The sequence below is a fragment of the Paraburkholderia sediminicola genome, assembly GCF_046026895.1.
GTDB lineage: Bacteria > Pseudomonadota > Gammaproteobacteria > Burkholderiales > Burkholderiaceae > Paraburkholderia > Paraburkholderia sediminicola_C.
Map to the genome: position 1 here is coordinate 1 of NZ_JAQQEU010000235.1, position 1091 is coordinate 1091.

The 1091-nt window shown below is 65.4% G+C and carries 2 protein-coding genes; both read left to right on the forward strand.

Annotated elements, in window-relative coordinates; all coding sequences use genetic code 11:
• Window positions 1-388 (forward strand): OsmC family protein (locus PQR02_RS40495; protein WP_408243397.1); only part of this gene is annotated, 388 nt, incomplete at its 5' end.
• A gap of 64 nt (window positions 389-452) precedes the next feature.
• A partial coding sequence (locus tag PQR02_RS40500; RefSeq protein ID WP_408243398.1) for an acyl-CoA dehydrogenase family protein occupies window positions 453-1091 on the forward strand: 639 nt, incomplete at its 3' end.

Genomic DNA, 1091 nt, shown 5'->3' on the forward strand with positions numbered 1-1091 from the left:
TGGCAACCATACGCCCGTCGTAGTCGATGAACCGCTGCATCTGTTCGGCGAAGACACCGCGCCCGCGCCGGGCGAGATCGTGCTGTCCGGCCTCGGCGGCTGCCTCGCGGTGGGCATCACAGCCGTCGCGACGTGGAAGCAGGTCAAGCTGTCGAAGCTCGAGGTGTTCCTCGAAGCGGATATCGGCAACCCCGCTGCATGGGGAGCAGGTGGCGCCGACATGGACTCCGCGCAGATGGGTTTCCAGGCGATCCGCGTGAGAATTGTGATCGAAGGCGATGCGACGCGCGACGAGCTTGACGATATTGTTAGTCGGGCTAATTACTTCTCGCCGGTTGCAAACTCGATGCGCAATCCGATTCCCATGACCGTTACGCTCGCCGACTGAAGCGCCGCTTCGCTAGTGCGCGCCGCGCGTAGCGGCTGCCCCGGGTACCCGAAGGAAAACCAACATGCAACACGCATTGGTAGCAGAAGAGTCCAGCGACGACACCTGGTGTGACGAAACGGTGCTGGAACGGGTGGCCGCGATCGCTCGCGGCCCGCTCGCGGCGGCCGCGCCGCGGATCGACGGCGAAGGGGCCTACCCGCTTGACATCATGGCAGAACTGGGGGCGGCCGGCGCTCTCGGCGTTCACCTCGACCATTACGGCGCGCGCTTCGGACTGTCGCTCGCCGCGATGCAGGAAGCGAGCCGCGCATGTGGCTCGACCGGGTTCCTGATGTGGGCCCACGATGTCTGCGGGTTGTACATGGAGCAGTCCGGCAACCCGTATCTGGGCGGCGCGCGGCTCGACGCGCATGCCCGCGGCCAGACGTTCGGCGGCACCGCGCTGTCGAACCCGATGAAAGCGTTCTCAGGGATCGAGCCGATGATGTTCCGCGCCACGCCTACGCCAGGCGGGTATCTGATTAACGGCACGCTGCCGTGGGTCAGTCATATCGGCCGTGGCCAGTATTGCGGTGCGATCGCCGCGGTGCATCGCGATGACCATTCAGTCTCGCACGAGGTGATGTTCCTGCTGAGCTGCGACGAGCGCGTCGAGTTGCGCCACTGCCCGGTGTTCTCCGGCATGGAAGGCACCAGCACA